The organism is Kitasatospora saccharophila, from assembly GCF_039529925.1.
In the GTDB taxonomy this organism is placed as follows: domain Bacteria; phylum Actinomycetota; class Actinomycetes; order Streptomycetales; family Streptomycetaceae; genus Kitasatospora; species Kitasatospora saccharophila.
In genome coordinates this window covers 17,969-33,722 of record NZ_BAAANS010000020.1, presented here as the reverse complement: position 1 = coordinate 33,722, position 15,754 = coordinate 17,969, and the positions used below count along the sequence as shown (strand labels likewise).

15 protein-coding genes are annotated in these 15,754 nt (G+C 73.7%); 12 read left to right on the top strand and 3 right to left on the bottom strand.

Translation table 11 applies throughout. From position 1 onward, the window contains the following. Positions 1 to 22: 22 nt before the first annotated feature. Complete coding sequence (locus ABD345_RS16430; protein WP_344552882.1) at positions 23 to 1,354, top strand: choice-of-anchor A family protein; 1,332 nt, start codon at positions 23 to 25, stop codon at positions 1,352 to 1,354. A gap of 64 nt (positions 1,355 to 1,418) precedes the next feature. Here ABD345_RS16430 and ABD345_RS16425 read toward each other — a convergent pair whose 3' ends face one another. Together ABD345_RS16425 and ABD345_RS16420 are read right to left on the bottom strand one after the other, a co-directional pair. Beyond that, complete coding sequence (locus tag ABD345_RS16425) at positions 1,419 to 2,189, bottom strand: ABC transporter permease (RefSeq protein WP_344552880.1); 771 nt, start codon at positions 2,187 to 2,189, stop codon at positions 1,419 to 1,421. Continuing rightward, a complete protein-coding gene (locus ABD345_RS16420; protein WP_344552879.1) occupies positions 2,186 to 3,103 on the bottom strand; it encodes an ABC transporter ATP-binding protein in 918 nt (305 codons plus the stop codon). The genes ABD345_RS16425 and ABD345_RS16420 overlap by 4 nt, the downstream gene beginning before the upstream one ends. Before the next feature lie 124 nt (positions 3,104 to 3,227). On the opposite strand from ABD345_RS16420, the gene ABD345_RS16415 reads away from it, so the two are divergent. The 10 genes from ABD345_RS16415 (at position 3,228) to ABD345_RS16370 (ending at position 11,927) form a co-directional block, all read left to right on the top strand. Continuing rightward, on the top strand, positions 3,228 to 4,085 hold the full coding sequence (locus ABD345_RS16415; RefSeq protein ID WP_380274854.1) for a helix-turn-helix transcriptional regulator: 858 nt from the start codon (positions 3,228 to 3,230) through the stop codon (positions 4,083 to 4,085). Then, positions 4,082 to 5,494 carry a Fe-S cluster assembly protein SufB gene (gene sufB / locus ABD345_RS16410; RefSeq protein ID WP_344552878.1) on the top strand — a complete coding sequence of 471 codons (1,413 nt, stop codon included), beginning with the start codon at positions 4,082 to 4,084 and terminating at the stop codon, positions 5,492 to 5,494. The genes ABD345_RS16415 and sufB overlap by 4 nt, the downstream gene beginning before the upstream one ends. 57 nt (positions 5,495 to 5,551) lie before the next feature. Next, positions 5,552 to 6,784 (top strand): Fe-S cluster assembly protein SufD, encoded by a 1,233-nt coding sequence (gene sufD / locus ABD345_RS16405; protein ID WP_344552877.1) that lies wholly within the window; start codon positions 5,552 to 5,554, stop codon positions 6,782 to 6,784. Beyond that, positions 6,781 to 7,098: a non-heme iron oxygenase ferredoxin subunit gene (locus tag ABD345_RS16400; RefSeq protein ID WP_033252501.1), complete on the top strand. Its 318-nt coding sequence runs from the start codon at positions 6,781 to 6,783 to the stop codon at positions 7,096 to 7,098. The genes sufD and ABD345_RS16400 overlap by 4 nt, the downstream gene beginning before the upstream one ends. A 7-nt stretch (positions 7,099 to 7,105) precedes the next feature. Then, the gene (gene sufC / locus ABD345_RS16395; protein ID WP_344552875.1) at positions 7,106 to 7,900 is read left to right on the top strand and encodes a Fe-S cluster assembly ATPase SufC; all 795 of its coding nucleotides are present in this window, start codon (positions 7,106 to 7,108) and stop codon (positions 7,898 to 7,900) included. Next, positions 7,897 to 9,159, top strand: a complete 1,263-nt coding sequence (locus ABD345_RS16390; RefSeq protein WP_344552873.1) for a cysteine desulfurase — start codon at positions 7,897 to 7,899, stop codon at positions 9,157 to 9,159. The genes sufC and ABD345_RS16390 overlap by 4 nt, the downstream gene beginning before the upstream one ends. A 10-nt stretch (positions 9,160 to 9,169) precedes the next feature. Continuing rightward, positions 9,170 to 9,631 carry a Fe-S cluster assembly sulfur transfer protein SufU gene (gene sufU / locus ABD345_RS16385; RefSeq protein ID WP_344552872.1) on the top strand — a complete coding sequence of 154 codons (462 nt, stop codon included), beginning with the start codon at positions 9,170 to 9,172 and terminating at the stop codon, positions 9,629 to 9,631. 181 nt (positions 9,632 to 9,812) lie between these two features. Next, positions 9,813 to 10,100 carry a metal-sulfur cluster assembly factor gene (locus tag ABD345_RS16380; protein ID WP_051055973.1) on the top strand — a complete coding sequence of 96 codons (288 nt, stop codon included), beginning with the start codon at positions 9,813 to 9,815 and terminating at the stop codon, positions 10,098 to 10,100. A gap of 92 nt (positions 10,101 to 10,192) precedes the next feature. After that, positions 10,193 to 11,050 (top strand): RICIN domain-containing protein, encoded by an 858-nt coding sequence (locus ABD345_RS16375; RefSeq protein ID WP_344552870.1) that lies wholly within the window; start codon positions 10,193 to 10,195, stop codon positions 11,048 to 11,050. 241 nt (positions 11,051 to 11,291) lie between these two features. Further along, positions 11,292 to 11,927: a hypothetical protein gene (locus tag ABD345_RS16370; RefSeq protein ID WP_344552869.1), complete on the top strand. Its 636-nt coding sequence runs from the start codon at positions 11,292 to 11,294 to the stop codon at positions 11,925 to 11,927. Between the two features lie 347 nt (positions 11,928 to 12,274). On the opposite strand, the gene ABD345_RS16365 is transcribed toward ABD345_RS16370, so the two are convergent. Continuing rightward, positions 12,275 to 13,600: an MFS transporter gene (locus ABD345_RS16365; protein WP_344552867.1), complete on the bottom strand. Its 1,326-nt coding sequence runs from the start codon at positions 13,598 to 13,600 to the stop codon at positions 12,275 to 12,277. 374 nt (positions 13,601 to 13,974) lie between these two features. Between ABD345_RS16365 and ABD345_RS16360 the strand changes: the two genes are divergently transcribed. Beyond that, positions 13,975 to 15,567, top strand: a complete 1,593-nt coding sequence (locus ABD345_RS16360; RefSeq protein ID WP_344552865.1) for a hypothetical protein — start codon at positions 13,975 to 13,977, stop codon at positions 15,565 to 15,567. Positions 15,568 to 15,754: the final 187 nt, after the last annotated feature.

Genomic DNA, 15,754 nt, shown 5'->3' with positions numbered 1-15,754 from the left:
ACCCACACGCGGAGTCCTGCACATGCGCAAGTCCATATCCGCTGCCGCCGTGGCGCTCGGCGGCTCACTCGCCCTCGCGGCCCTGGTCGTCCCGACCGCCGCGACGGCCGCCCCCACCACGGGCAGCACCTGCTTCGACCTCGGCGTCGCCGGGAAGTACGGCGAGTTCATCGAGGGGAACGACACCCACAGCCCGGACGCCGAGGGCGCCGTGGCGGTCGGCGGCGACGCCGACTTCAGCGGCGGTTTCACAGTCGGCAACGAGCTCGCCTCGGCTGAGGTCGCGGCTCTGCCGGGCGGTCGCTCGCTGGTGGTGGGTGGTGACCTGATCACTAGCAAGATCGTTGACGGCAAGCTTGTCAAGGGCCTCACCAAGACGATGAAGGGCACCGGCGTCTACGCCGGTAGCAAGATCGGCGAGGGCAATCTGGAGGGTGTCTCCAAGGGCGCCTCGCCGATCGACTTCGCCAAGGAGTTCGCCAACCTGCGGAACGTCTCCGCCGCGCTGGCGAAGACCACCGGCAGCGCGCCGGTTCCGAACAAGGAGGACGGCGCCCAGCTGGACTTCGTCGGCACTGACGCCGACCAGAACGTCTTCACGGTGGACGCGGCCGTCCTGCAGGGGTACCGCGAGATCCGGATCAACGTCCCGGTCGGCTCGACCACCATCATCAACGTCACCGGTGGCAGCTACGACCAGAACAAGAACCCCACCACCGGCTTCATGATCTGGGACCACGCCAAGAAGGCGTACGTCCTCGACGACAAGCTGCAGTCCGCGGACGGTGGCGCCGAGCGCGCCAAGCTGCTGTGGAACTTCCCGACCGCGACCTCGGTCACCAAGCGCAGCGGCAACGCCTGGCCCGGCAGCGTCCTCGCCCCGAACGCCGCGTTCGACCTGGGCACCGGCGGCCCGGTCAACGGCTCGGTGTGGGCGAAGTCGCTGACCGGCAGCGGTGGCGCCGAGACCCACCACTTCCCGTTCACCGGCTGCCTGCCCGGCACCACCACGCCGTCCGAGAGCCCCAAGCCCTCGGAGAGCGCCACCACCCCCGGCGGCACCGAGAGCCCCGCGCCCTCGGGCAGCGCCACCGCCCCCGGCGGCGGCGAGTCGTCGACCCCCGGTGGCTCGGAGAGCCCGAAGCCGGGCGGCTCGGCCGGCGCGACCCCGTCCCCGTCCGCGAGCCACACCGGCTCGACCGGCGGCGGCTCGAACGGCAACAGCGGCGGCGGCCTGGCGTTCACCGGCGCGGACGGCATCCTGCCGCTGACCATCGGCGGCCTCGTGATCCTCGGCGCGGGCGGCGGCATCGTCTACGCGGCGCGCCGCAAGAAGGCCAACGACGCCTCCTGATCCGGGCGGCGGAAGGCGACGGCCCCGGGAGCACCGCTCCCGGGGCCGTTCCCGTGCCGTGGGCTCACTCCCAGCGGAAGAACCGGGACGCGGCGGCCAGGCCCAGCACCGACCAGACGGCGAGGACGCCGAGGTCGGCCCAGGGCACGCCGCCGCCGAGCTGGAGCACCGAGCGCAGGCCGTCGGAGAGCGCCGAGATCGGCAGCAGCTCCAGCACCGGGCGCACCGCGTCCGGGAACTTCGACAGCGGGACGACCACGCCGCCGGCCAGCAGCAGCAGGACGAACACCAGGTTGGCGCCGGCCAGCGTGGCCTCCGCCCGCAGGGTGCCCGCCATCAGCAGGCCCAGGCCCGAGAACGCGGCCGTGCCCAGCACCAGCAGGAGCAGCACCGCCGGCGGGCTGCCGTGCGGCGACCAGCCCAGCGCCAGCGCGATGCCGGACAGCAGCAGCACCTGCAGCAGCTCGGTGACCAGCACGCAGCCGGTCTTCGCGGACAGCAGCGCCCAGCGCGGCAGCGGGGTGGCGCCCAGGCGCTTGAGCACGCCGTAGCGGCGCTCGAAGCCGGTGGCGATCGCCTGCCCGGTGAACGCGGTGGACATCACCGCCAGCGCCAGCAGGCCGGGGGCCAGGAAGTCGACCCGCTTGCCCGGGCCGTCCACGTCGACCACGTCGACCGCGGAGAACAGCACCAGCAGCACGGTCGGGATGACCACGGTGAGCAGCAGCTGCTCGCCGTTGCGCAGCAGCATCCTGGTCTCCAGGGCGGTCTGCGCGAGCAGCATCCGGCCGACCGGCGCGGCGCCGGGGCGGGGGGTGAGGTCGGTGGCGGTCATCGCAGTTCCCGTCCGGTCAGGTCGAGGAAGACGTCTTCGAGGCTGCGGCGCTGCACGGCGAGCCGGTCGGGCATCACCCCGGCCTCGGCGCACCAGCCGGTGACGGCGGCCAGCAGGGCGGCGTCGAGCTCGGCCTCGACCCGGTAGGAGCCGGGCGAGGGCTCGGAGACGGCGGCCCGGTCGGGCAGCACCTTGCGCAGGCCGGCCAGGTCGAGGCCGGGCGGGCCGTCGAAGCGCAGCTGCGCCTCGGTGCCGCGCAGCTCGTCCGGCGAGCCCTGGGCGATCACCCGGCCGCGGTCGACGACCGCGACGTCGTCGGCGAGCTGCTCGGCCTCGTCCATCTGGTGGGTGCTGAGGACGACGGTGACGCCGGCCGCGCGCAGCTCGGTGACCAGCTCCCAGGTGGCGCGGCGGGCCTGCGGGTCGAGGCCGGCGGTCGGCTCGTCCAGGAAGACCAGTTCGGGGCGGCCGACCACGGCCATCGCCAGGGCGAGGCGCTGCTGCTGGCCGCCGGAGAGCCGGCGGTAGGGGGTGCGGCCGCAGGAGTCCAGGCCGAGGCGCTCGGCGAGCGGGCCGACCGGCAGCGGGTCGGCGTACAGCTTGGCGGTGTGGCGGAGCATTTCGAGGGCGCGCGCTCCGGCGTACACGCCCCCGGACTGGAGCATCACGCCGATCCGCGGCCGCAACCGCGCGGCCTGGGCGACCGGGTCCAGGCCGAGCACCCGGACGGTGCCCCCGTCCGGGCGGCGGTAGCCCTCGCAGGTCTCGATCGTGGTGGTCTTGCCCGCGCCGTTGGGGCCAAGCACCGCGGTGACGGTGCCCCGGGCGATGGTCAGGCTCAGCCCGTCCACGGCGGTCTTGTCGCCGTACCGCTTGACCAGTGCGGTCACCTCGACGGCGGGGTCTGCATGCATAGCGGCGAGTCTAGGAGCTGCTCACGGCCCCTTTCAGGTAAGGCTTGCCTTTCGTGATGGACGACACCGGTGAGGCGTGGGTCACGGCTTGTCTCCGCCCGGCGAATTACGCAACAATCGTGTTGTGAAAAACATCCGCGAGCACGCAGCCCAGCACCGGGAGCCCGACGCTCCCGACTGCGCGGTGCCCGCGACGGCGGCGGAGGCCCTCGCCGAGAGCCACCCGGCGACCCGGGACCGGGTCGCCCGTTCGATCCTGGACCACGGCCCGTCCTCGGCCGCCGACCTGGCCAACCGCCTCGGCCTGACCCCCGCCGCGGTCCGCCGCCACCTGGACGGCCTGGCCGCCGCCGGGCTGGTGGACGCCCGCGAGCAGCGGGTCTTCGGCAGCCGCGGCCGCGGCCGCCCGGCCAAGGTGTTCGCCCTCACCGACAGCGGCCGCAGCGCCTTCTACCAGGCGTACGACCAGCTCGCCGCCGACGCGCTGCGCTGGATCTCGGAGGCGGCCGGCGGCGGCAGCGCGGGCGAGGAGGCGGTCGCCGCCTTCGCCCGGGCCCGGCTCGCCAAGCAGGGCGAGCGCTACCAGGACGCCCTGGAGGCGGCCGGCACCGGGCAGCGCGCCGAGGCGCTCGCCCGGGCGCTGAGCGCCGACGGGTACGCTGCCACGGTGCGGCGCGTCCCGTCCGCCGCCGCCGCGCCCGCCGCACCGGCCGGCGCGCAGCTCTGCCAGCACCACTGCCCGGTCGCGCACATCGCCGAGCAGTTCCCGCAGCTCTGCGAGGCGGAGACCGAGGTCTTCTCGCAGCTCCTCGGCACCCATGTGCAACGGCTGGCCACCATCGCCCACGGCGACGGGGTCTGCACCACGTATGTGCCGGCATCCGGTGCCGCACCGTCGCCCGAGCGGGCGCCCGGTGCAGTGCCGACTGCCGGTACGTCCCCCATCGAAAACGGCCCGTCCGCGCGGAGGAACCTCGCATGACTGACATCGCACACCCCGAGCTCGAAGGCCTCGGCAAGTACGAGTACGGCTGGGCCGACTCGGACACCGCCGGCGCCGCCGCCAAGCGCGGCCTGAGCGAGGCGGTCGTCCGCGACATCTCGGCGAAGAAGAACGAGACCGAGTGGATGCTCGACCTCCGCCTCAAGGGCCTCAAGCTGTTCGGCAAGAAGCCCATGCCGACCTGGGGCTCCGACCTGTCGGGCATCGACTTCGACAACATCAAGTACTTCGTGCGCTCGACCGAGAAGCAGGCGGAGTCCTGGGAGGACCTGCCCGCCGACATCAAGGCGACCTACGACAAGCTCGGCATCCCGGAGGCGGAGAAGCAGCGCCTGGTGGCCGGCGTCGCCGCCCAGTACGAGTCCGAGGTCGTCTACCACCAGATCCGCGAGGACCTGGAGGAGCAGGGCGTCATCTTCCTGGACACCGACACCGCGCTCAAGGAGCACCCGGAGCTCTTCAAGGAGTACTTCGGCACCGTCATCCCGGCCGGCGACAACAAGTTCGCCGCGCTGAACACCGCGGTGTGGTCCGGCGGCTCGTTCATCTACGTGCCGAAGGGCGTGCAGGTGGACATCCCGCTGCAGGCCTACTTCCGGATCAACACCGAGAACATGGGCCAGTTCGAGCGGACGCTGATCATCGTCGACGAGGACGCCTACGTCCACTACGTCGAGGGCTGCACCGCGCCGGTCTACTCCTCGGACTCGCTGCACTCCGCGGTGGTCGAGATCATCGTCAAGAAGGGCGGCCGCTGCCGCTACACGACCATCCAGAACTGGTCGAACAACGTCTACAACCTGGTCACCAAGCGCGCCGTGGCGTACGAGGGCGCGACCATGGAGTGGATCGACGGCAACATCGGCTCCAAGGTCACCATGAAGTACCCGGCCGTCTACCTGATGGGCGAGCACGCCAAGGGCGAGACCCTCTCGATCGCCTTCGCGGGCGAGGGCCAGCACCAGGACGCCGGCGCGAAGATGGTCCACATGGCGCCGAACACCTCCTCGCACATCGTCTCCAAGTCGGTGGCGCGCGGCGGCGGCCGCACCTCCTACCGCGGCCTGATCGAGATCGGCGAGGGCTCGCACGGCGCCAAGTCGAACGTGCTGTGCGACGCGCTGCTGGTGGACACCATCTCCCGCTCGGACACCTACCCGTACGTCGACGTCCGCGAGGACGACGTGTCGATGGGCCACGAGGCGACCGTCTCCAAGGTCTCCGAGGACCAGCTGTTCTACCTGATGAGCCGCGGCCTGAGCGAGACCGAGGCGATGGCGATGATCGTCCGCGGCTTCGTCGAGCCGATCGCCCGCGAGCTGCCGATGGAGTACGCGCTGGAGCTGAACCGGCTGATCGAGCTGCAGATGGAGGGCGCGGTCGGCTGACGCGCCGCCGCCCCCGCCCCCCTCGACGATTCCCGAAAGAGAGCAACACGAACAGCCATGGCTGAGCAGAACACCCCCGGCTCCACCACCGCCGGCTCGATCGAGGTCGGCACCGCCGGCGCCGGCGCGCAGCTCGCCGGCCCGGGCACCGGGCGCGAGAGCGTCCGGCAGCCGATCGACGCCCGGGTCGCGGTCAAGCCGTCCTTCGACGTCAACGACTTCCCGGTGCCCACCGGCCGCGAGGAGGACTGGCGGTTCACCCCGCTGCACCGCCTCGGCGGGCTGCACGACGGCAAGGCCGCCGAGGCCCCCAGGGGCACCGACAAGATCGAGCTGGGCCTGCCGGAGGGCGTCACCTCCGAGCTGGTCGGCCGCGACGACGCCCGGGTCGGCAAGGCCGGCACCCCGGTGGACCGGGTCGCCGCGCAGGCGTTCAGCGCCTTCGAGCAGGCCCTGGTGGTGACCGTCCCCAAGGAGACGGCGCTCACCGAGCCGGTCCGGATCGACGTGCACGGCGAGGGCGGCACCGCCTTCGCCCACCTGGTGATCGAGGTCAAGCCGTTCGCCGAGGCCGTCGTGGTGCTCAACCACACCGGCACCGGCACCCGGGCCGCCAACGTCGACCTGCTGGTCGGCGACGGCGCCAAGCTCACCTTCGTCACCGTCCAGGACTGGGACCGGGACGCGGTGCACGTCGCCCAGCACAACGCGCTGGTCGGCCGGGACGCCTCGTTCAAGTCGGTGGTCGTCACCTTCGGCGGCGACGTGGTGCGCCTGCACCCCCGGGTCAACTACGCGGCCCCCGGCGGCGAGGCCGAGCTGTTCGGCCTGTACTTCGCTGACGCCGGGCAGCACCTGGAGCACCGCCTGGTGATCGACCACGACACCCCGCACTGCCGCTCCAACGTCGCCTACAAGGGCGCGCTGCAGGGCCAGGACGCGCACGCGGTGTGGATCGGCGACGTGCTGATCCGGGCCGCCGCGCTCGGCACCGACACCTACGAGCTCAACCGCAACCTGGTGCTCACCGACGGCGCCCGGGTCGACTCGGTCCCCAACCTGGAGATCGAGACCGGCGAGATCGTCGGCGCCGGCCACGCCTCGGCGACCGGCCGCTTCGACGACGAGCAGCTGTTCTACCTGCAGTCCCGCGGCATCCCGGCCGACGAGGCCCGCCGCCTGGTGGTGCGCGGCTTCTTCGCCGAGCTGGTCCAGCAGATCGGCGTCGCCGAGATCCAGGACCGGCTGCTGGAGAAGATCGAGGCCGAGCTGGAAGAGACCGTGGCATGAGCTACGTCCGGGCCTGCGCGCTGAGCGTCCTGCAGGAGGACGTGCCCAAGAAGGTCGAGCTGAACGGCGTCCCGGTGGCGATCGTCCGGACCGACGAGGGCGTGTTCGCCATCAACGACACCTGCTCGCACGCCAACGTCTCGCTGTCCGAGGGCGAGGTCGAGGACTGCATGATCGAGTGCTGGCTGCACGGCTCCAGCTTCGACCTGCGCACCGGCAAGCCGTCCGGGCTGCCCGCGACCAGGCCGGTCGCCGTCTACCCCGTAAAGATCGAAGGGGACGATGTGCTCGTCTCCGTCAACCAGGAGAACTGAGTACCCCATGGCAACGCTTGAAATCCGCGACCTGCACGTCTCCGTCAACGCCGAGGGCGGCCCGCGCGAGATCCTCAAGGGCGTCGACCTGACCGTCAAGCAGGGCGAGACCCACGCGATCATGGGTCCGAACGGCTCCGGCAAGTCCACCCTGGCCTACTCGCTGGCCGGCCACCCCAAGTACACCGTCACCGGCGGCCAGGTGCTGCTGGACGGCGAGGACGTGCTGGAGATGTCCGTCGACGAGCGCGCCCGGGCCGGCCTCTTCCTGGCCATGCAGTACCCGGTCGAGGTGCCCGGCGTCTCGGTCTCCAACTTCCTGCGCACCGCCGCCACCGCCGTCCGCGGCGAGGCCCCCAAGCTGCGGCTGTGGGTCAAGGAGGTCAAGGAGGCGATGGCCGCCCTCTCGATGGACCCGGCGTTCGCCGAGCGCAACGTCAACGAGGGCTTCTCCGGCGGCGAGAAGAAGCGCCACGAGATCCTCCAGCTCGAACTGCTCAAGCCGAAGATCGCGATCCTCGACGAGACCGACTCCGGCCTCGACGTCGACGCGCTGCGGATCGTCTCCGAGGGCATCAACCGGGTCCGCTCGACCGGCGAGGTCGGCACCCTGCTGGTCACCCACTACACCCGCATCCTGCGCTACATCAAGCCCGACCACGTGCACGTCTTCGCGGGCGGCAAGATCGTCGAGTCCGGCGGTGCCGAACTCGCCGACAAGCTGGAGGAAGAGGGCTACGAGAGCTACGTGAAGGGCGGCTCCGTGAGCGGAGCGACCAACACAATTGGCGGTGCAGCGTGACCCATTCCCATCTGACCGGACTCCTCGACACCGACGCCATCCGCAAGGACTTCCCCGTCCTGTCGCGGCAGCTGCACGACGGCAAGCCCCTGGTGTACCTGGACAACGCGGCGACCTCGCAGAAGCCGCGCCAGGTGCTCGACGCGCTGAACGCCTACTACGAGCAGCACAACGCCAACGTCCACCGCGGCGTGCACGTGCTGGCCGAGGAGGCCACCGCGCTGTACGAGGGCGCCCGGGACAAGGTCGCGGCCTTCGTCAACGCGCCCAGCCGCAACGAGGTGATCTTCACCAAGAACGCCTCCGAGTCGCTCAACCTGGTCGCCAACATGCTGGGCTGGGCCGAGGAGCCGTACAAGGTCGACGCCGACTCGGAGATCGTGATCACCGAGATGGAGCACCACTCCAACATCGTGCCGTGGCAGCTGCTCGCGCAGCGCACCGGCGCGAAGCTGAAGTGGTTCTCGCTCACCGACGAGGGCCGGCTGGACCTGTCGAACATCGACGAGCTGATCACCGAGAAGACGAAGATCGTCTCGGTGACGCTGGTCTCCAACCTGCTGGGCACCGTCAACCCGGTGGACGCCATCGTCCGCAAGGCGCAGTCGGTCGGCGCGCTGGTCTGCATCGACGCCTCGCAGGCCGCCCCGCACGCCGTGCTCGACGTGCAGGCGCTGGAGGCCGACTTCGTCGCCTTCACCGGCCACAAGATGCTCGCCCCCACCGGCATCGGCGTGCTCTGGGGCCGCCAGGAGCTGCTGGAGGACCTCCCGCCGTTCCTCGGCGGCGGCGAGATGATCGAGACCGTCACCATGGGCTCGTCCACCTACGCCCCCGCGCCGCACAAGTTCGAGGCCGGCACCCCGCCGATCGCCCAGGCGGTCGGGCTCGGCGCGGCCATCGACTACCTGTCCGGGATCGGCATGGACAAGATCGCCGCGCACGAGCACGCGATCACCGCGTACGCCATCGAGCGCCTGGGCGAGGTGCCCGACCTGCGGATCATCGGCCCGCGCACGGCCGTCGACCGCGGCGCGGCGATCTCCTTCACGCTCGGCGACATCCACCCGCACGACGTCGGCCAGGTGCTCGACGAACAGGGCATCGCGGTCCGGGTCGGCCACCACTGCGCGCGGCCGGTCTGCCTGCGGTACGGAATTCCGGCGACCACCAGGGCGTCGTTCTACCTGTACTCCACGCCCGGCGAGGTGGACGCGCTGATCGACGGCCTCCACCACGTCCGCAACTTCTTCGGCTGAGGTGGCTGCCATGAAACTCGACTCGATGTACCAGGAGATCATCCTGGACCACTACCGCAACCCCCACGGCAAGGGGCTGCGGGACGGCGACGCCGAGGTGCACCACGTCAACCCGACCTGCGGCGACGAGATCACCCTGCGGGTGCGGCTCGACGGCGCGACCGTCGCCGACGTCTCCTACGACTCGCAGGGCTGCTCGATCAGCCAGGCCTCCGCCTCCGTGCTCAACGACCTGGTGGTCGGCAAGTCGGTCGGCGAGGCCCAGCAGATCCAGGAAGCCTTCCTCGAACTGATGCAGAGCAAGGGCCAGTCCGAGGGCGACGAGGAAGTGCTGGAGGACGCCGTGGCCTTCGCCGGGGTCTCCAAGTACCCGGCCCGGGTCAAGTGCGCCCTGCTCAGCTGGATGGCCTGGAAGGACGCCACCGCCAAGGCGCTCGGCGGCCAGCCCGCGATCACCGAGACCACCGACTGACGCCCGTTAGGACACTGGATTCATGAGCGAGAACGAGACGGCCGTGGCGGCCGAGGCTCCGGCGGCCGAGGCCGTCGAGGCCCCCGCCGCGGAGACCTCCGCCGCCGAGACCTCCTCCGCCGAGACCCCCGACAGCCCCGGCGCGTTCACCAGCGCCGGGACGGTCTCCACCGAGGACCTCATGGAGGCCCTGATGGACGTCGTCGACCCCGAACTGGGCATCGACGTCGTCAACCTCGGCCTGATCTACGGCCTGCACATCGACGAGGACGACACCGCCACCGTCGACATGACGCTGACCTCGGCGGCCTGCCCGCTCACCGACGTCATCGAGGACCAGGCCCGCACCGCCACCGACGGCCTGGTCAAGGACCTGCGGATCAACTGGGTCTGGATGCCGCCGTGGGGCCCCGACAAGATCACCGACGAGGGCCGCGACCAGCTCCGCGCGCTCGGCTTCAACGTCTGAGCGGTCGACCGCAGCGGTACCAGGGACGGGAACCTCCGGGTTCCCGTCCCTGGTCGTTCCGGCGTTCCGAGCCCGAACTAGACTGCGGATCCATGAGTTTCGGGGTGGACGGCGGACAGCCGGACTGGGCCGCGATGGCCGAACAGCACGAACACGAGGACCGGCGGCGCAAGCGGCTCCGGATCGCCGGGGCGGCCGCCGGGGCGGTCCTGCTGATCGGCGGCGGCAGCGCGGCCGTGGTCGGCCTCACGGGCGGCGGGGACGGCGGAGCGCCGCCCGGCACCCCGGCGGCCGCCCCCGCCACCGGTGCCACCGGCGCCGCCGCGCCCGAGGTGCTCTCCGCTCCGGCGGACTCCGCCTCTCCCTCTCCCTCGGCCTCGGCCTCCGGCTCCCCTTCGGCCTCCGCATCGCCCTCGCCCTCGCTCTCGGCCTCCGCTTCCGCCTCCGCCCGGGCCTCGGCCGGGCAGCACCCCAGCCCGGCCGCGACCGTCACGGTCACCGCCACCGCGCCCGCCGCCCCCGCGTCGAGCGGGCCCGCCGACGTCCGCGGGCCCGTCCTCAACGCCAACAGCGGCAAGGCCCTGGAGATCGAGAAGTCCGTCACCGCCGACGGCGGCCGCGCCCAGCAGTGGACCTACAACGGCATCTCCACCATGCAGTGGACCATGCACTGGGTCGGCGACAGCTGGGAGCTGCGCAACCTCAACAGCGGCAAGTGCCTGGAGATCCCCGGCGCCTCCACCGCCGACGGCACCGACGCCCTCCAGCGCACCTGCGACGGCACCCCCACCCAGCACTGGGACCTGCGGGCCGGCACCGGCGGCCGGATGCTCGTCAACCACAACAGCGGCAAGTGCCTGGAGGTCGAGAACTCCGGGACGGACGACGGCGCCACCGTCCAGCAGTGGACCTGCCACCCGACCATGGCCAACATGGCCTGGCGGATCTGACCCCCCGCCACGACCGTACGACGGGACGTCAGCAGGCCGCCCGCTAAAGGTGGTTGACCGGCCGGAGCGTCTCCGCCGAGACCGGGCCCGCCGGGTCGGTGGCCGTCACCCGCAGGGGTGCGGGCCCGGGAGCGGAGGCAGGCGCCCGGGGCGGGGTGGCGGGCACCGTACGGTTCCCGGTCCTTCGGGCGTTCCGCCGCCGGGAATTCCGCGGCTCCGGGCCGAACTAGACTGCGGGGCCATGGAATTCGGGGCAGGCGGCGGGTCGGCGGGCGGACCGTCGGACGGGCGGCCGGACTGGGCCGCGCTGGCCGAGCGGTACGAGCGCGCGGAGCGGCGGCGCGGGCGGCTGCGGATCGCCGGGGCGGTGGCCGGGGCGGCCGTCCTGCTCGGCGGGGGCGGCCCGGCCGTGATCGGCCACGCGGGCGGCGGGCCGCCGGGGGCGGCGCAGGGCGGCGCGACGGGCGGCCCGCCGGTGACGGTCGCCGCGACCGGGGCTCCGGTGGCCGCTGGCTCCGCCGCGCCGGAGGTGTCGGCCGACCCCGGGGCCGCGGGCTCGACCCCGGTCGTGGCGCCCAGTTCCGGGGCCGCCTCCCCGTCGGCTCCGGCGTCGGCTCCGGGGCCGATTCCGGCTCCGGCGGGGACGCGGCCCCGGCCCGCTGCGCCTGCCCGCACGCCCGTCCGTCCGCCGGTCAGTGCGCCCGCCGGGGTGGCGGGTGCGGCTCCGGTGGCTGATCCGCCCGGTGGTGTCCCGGACGTGGACGGTGGTGAGGCGCTGGAGGTCGCCGACTCCGTGCTGGGCCTGCTCTTGGCGCCCCAGCACGCGGTGGGTGGCGTGCTGGGGCTGGGACAACGGGGAGAGCCGGGAGACCGGTAGCGGCAGGTGCCCGGTGCCCCCGGCGCCCGCGGTCCCGTCCCGTTGCGCCTGCCGGCACGCCCGCCGGGGCGGCGGGTGCGGCTCCGGTGGCCGATCCGCCCGGTGGCGTCCCGGGCGTGGGCGGTGGCGAGGCGCTGGAGGTCGCCGACTCCGTGCTGGGCCTGCTCCTGGTGCCCCAGCACGCGGTGGGGGCGCGCTGGGGCTGGGGCGGCCGGGAGAGCCGGTGCCCGGGCGTCCTGCGGTCCCGTCGCCGACGGCCGCGGCCCGGAAGGGCGTCAACGCGGATTCCGCCACTGACGGGTGAACGGGCGGAGCGCCCCGGTGGGGGCCGGGCCCGTCGGGTCGGGTCAGTGGGGGCGGCGCAGCACGGTGGCGGCCAGGGCGAGGGCGGCGGTGGCGGCGGTGAGGGCGAAGGCGGTGACGGCGGGGAGGAGGCCGTAGGCGCGGACCAGGGCGCCGACGGCGATGATCGGGGCGGAGGAGCCCAGGTAGACGATCACCCAGAGGGCGGAGAGTTCGCTGCCGCGGCGGGCCGGGTCGAGGGCGGCGACGGCGGTGGTGAACAGGGAGCGGAAGGCGATGCCCTGGCAGGCGCCGGCCAGCACGCTGCCGACGAAGAGCAGGGCGGGGGTGCCGGTGGCGGCGGCCAGGGTGAGCAGGCCGAGGCCGGCGGCCAGGCCGGTGAGGCCGGCGGCGACCACCACCCGGTCGGAGGTCGGCGGGACGAGGAGCTGGACGGCGGCGGAGGAGCCGAGCAGCAGGGCGGCGACGGCCGCGCCGGCCATCGGGGAGCGGGTGTGCAGCAGGGTGGCGGAGAACGCGGGGGCGAGCGCCAGGTAGACGCCGAAGACCGCGTACGAGAGGAAGCCGGCGCCGGCGGCGAGCAGGAACTCGCGGCGGCCGGTGCGGGGCAGCCGCAGCCGCTTGGGCCGCAGGTGGGTGGGGGTGGTGACGCGCGGCGGGGAGGCCGGGGGCCGGTGCGGGCCGGGCATCCGGGGGTGCAGCAGGGCGAGCGGCACGCAGAGCGCGAGCAGGGCGACGGCGTGCGGTAGGAACGGGCCGAGCAGCGGCTTCGCGTCGTCGGTGAGCGCGGCGCCGACCAGCGGGCCGAGCGCGACGCCGCCCGCCGAGCAGGCCAGGGTGAGTTTGGCGGCCAGGGTGGGGCGGTCCGGCAGCAGGTCGCCGAGGGCGGCGCCGGCCGCGCCGGTGGAGAGGCCGACCGCGACGCCCTGGACGGCCCGGCCGGCGGCCAGCTGCCAGAACGACCCGGCGGTGGCGAACACCGCGTCCCCGGCGGCGGCCAGGGCGACCGCGGGCAGGATCAGGGCGCGCCGCCCGAGGTGGTCGGACCAGTGGCCGACCGCGGCGAGCACCGGGACGAGCGCGAACACGTAGACGGTGAACAGGACCGTGGTGTCCAGCGGGCTCAGGCCGAGGCGCTGCTGGAGCACCGGGTAGAGCGGGGTGGCGAGGTTCGCGCCGATCAGCATCAGCAGCAGGGCGGCGGCCACCAGGCCGACCCGGATGCCGCGCAGCGCGTTCCAGCGGCTGATCGCGGCGAGCTGGAGCTGCTTGCGGGGCGCGAGTTCCAGTGGGAGCAGGGCCTCCGACAGTCGGCGGCCGGCGTACTGAGCGGTGCTCAGGCCGGGGCCGGCGGAGGAGAGGTCCGTCACGGCAGGGGTCTCCTGTGGCGAGGCGCCGCGGGGCATCGCCGGGCCAGGGTGTGGCGGCGCGGCCCGGACGGTGCGGGTGTGCACGTGGTACGTGGAGCCGGAGCGCCGTCGCTCCGGTTCCGGGGGCGTGCGCGCGGGGGTGGTGCGCGTCGCCCACCGAAGGATACGGGTCCGCGGGCACTCGTTCGGACGCACCGCCCCACTCGTTCGGGCGGACGGCACCGCAGCTCAGGCGTTCGGTCCGGGCGGCCGATACGCTGGGTTGACGGGCCGACACGCACCGGCCCGCTCCGCCGCTCCCCGCGTCCGCCGCCCCCGGGCGGGCCGCCCACCGGACGGCGGTGCCCTGCGACCCACCCGGGAGAGCGCGCGCGATGGCCGGACGTAGCCGTAACACCCCTGACCAGCAGCCCTCCGAGGCCGAAGGTCTGCTGCCCGCCGACTACGACCTCGCCGACCTGTACGGCGCGCAGAGCGGCGACGAGGACCCCGACGACACGGCCGTCCTGATCCCGCCGATCGACCTCCCGTCGGACGCCGAGCTGGCGGCCGCCGCGCTCGCCGTCCCGCTGATCGCCCGGGTGGTCGCGCTGGCCCGCTGGGTCGCCCCGCACCGGCCCGTCGACGAGCACGGCGACCTCGGCGAGGAGGACCGGGTCCGGGCGGCCCGGATGCTCGGCGCCGAGGACCCGGACGAGGACGAGGTGGTCGAGGCGATGCGGGCCTGGGCGCTGGCCTGCGACCTCGACCTGGTCGAGACCGGCACCACCGACGAGGGGGCGCACGTCGCCATCCCCGGCCCCGACCTGGCGGCCGTCGAGGCGGGCGAGCCCGCCGCCGTCCTGGGGCTGTGGTTCGAGGCCGCCGAGCTGGTGCGCGAGCTGGCCGCCGAGGCCGAGTCGGTCGACCCCGAGGTGGTCGAGGGCAGCGAGAGCGACGACTCCGACGGCCTGGCGGAGGTCGAGGACGCCCGTGAGCAGGCCGCCGAGATCCTCGACGAGGCGCTGCACGTGCTGTACGAGACCACCGCGTTCGCCGAGCCCGGCGCCGAGACCGTCCCGCTGGGCGTGCTGGCCGCGCTGCTGGTCGTCCCGGACGGGCAGGAGCCGGACGAGGAGATGCTCGGCGAGATCACCGACCTGATGGTCGTCCTCGACCCGATGCTCGGCGACCTCGCCGAACTCGGCCTGGTCGAGCACCGGCCGATCGACCCCGACCTGTTCGAGGAGGGGACCGAGGACGGGGAGGCCGCCGAGCCGGTGGACACCGACCGGCCGCTCACCGAGGAGGACGCCGCCCGCTTCGGCACCGTCCGGCTCACCCCGCTCGGCCAGTACGCGGTGCGCGAGTGGCTGCTCGCCGACGGCTACGACGCCCCGCTGATCGGCGACCTCGCCGACCAGGACGGGCCCGGGCTGCTGCGCGCCCTCGCCGAGAACGGGCAGCTGTTCGCCGAACCCGAGCTCAAGAACTGGGTGGCCGCCCGCGCCCCGCTGGACGCCGCCCGCGAACTGCTGGCCGGCGCCCGCGGGCGGGACGTGCAGTCGCCCGTCCGCCGCTACTACTGCGCGCTCGGCCTCGGCGAGATCGGCCAGGACGCCGCGCCGGCGGTCACCGAGGTCGTCGACGACCCCGAGCTGGGCGGGCTGGCCCGCGAGTGGCTGCGGGCCCGCGGCGCGGACGTCGCGGCCGCCGAGCGGGAGGTCGCGCTCTGGCGGGTGATCGACTCGATGGCCGCCGTCATGCTGATCACCGCGGGCGAGGGCGGCCGGCTGCAGGCGCTCGTCGCCGACCTGCCGGTGACCGACAACCCGGCCAGCTACTTCGGCGAGGTCTGGCGGGTGCCGCACCCCATGACGGTGGAGGTGCTGGAGGCCGTCGGCGAACTGCACCTGGACCGCAAGGTGGCCAAGGAGGCCCGCCGGGCGGCGGTCAAGGCGCGGTCGCTGCGCGCACAGAGCGCCTAGCGGGCGGTGGGCCCGCGGGCCGTGCGGGCGCGCGGGGCGCGGCGGGCGGGCGGTGCGCCGCGGGGGCGCGACCCCGGCGGGACCCCGGGGTCTTCGCAACCCCTCCCCGTTCACCTGATGGCTCGACAGGTTCGTTGGGCCGTAAGGTAAGGCGGCGTTGGAGTGGCGAGCGGCCGGGGGTGCGGCG